1 protein-coding gene is annotated in these 275 nt (G+C 37.8%); it reads right to left on the bottom strand.

The features are described from left to right. Positions 1-275: PglZ domain-containing protein (locus tag SB764_RS40025; protein ID WP_410866751.1), on the bottom strand; the 275-nt coding region annotated here is incomplete at both ends.

Here is a 275-nt window from a genome sequence, read left to right as displayed (position 1 = left end):
CCTTGCCCCTGCCTGCGATTTCGAATTGTTCCCATTGGTACATACGCATAAAGCTGTTGCTCATTTTTCACAACAGATGACAAATCAATTTTAATTTGCCCATCAATTTCCGCGTCTTCCTTTGATAAAGCATAGCGTCGTGATAATTCAACTGTATCGATTTTTACCTTTTCGATTTTGTCACTTTCTTCTAAAGATTCACGCTGATATAAGAAGCCATGATCTGCCGTAATATATACATTTGTTCCGCTTAAATCGTCACGAATGATTTTCAC

The organism is Paraburkholderia sp. SIMBA_027 (assembly GCF_046535315.1).
Classification (GTDB): domain Bacteria; phylum Pseudomonadota; class Gammaproteobacteria; order Burkholderiales; family Burkholderiaceae; genus Paraburkholderia; species Paraburkholderia tropica.
Note: the sequence above shows the minus strand (reverse complement) of the source record. Positions and strands in the feature narration are given on the sequence as shown.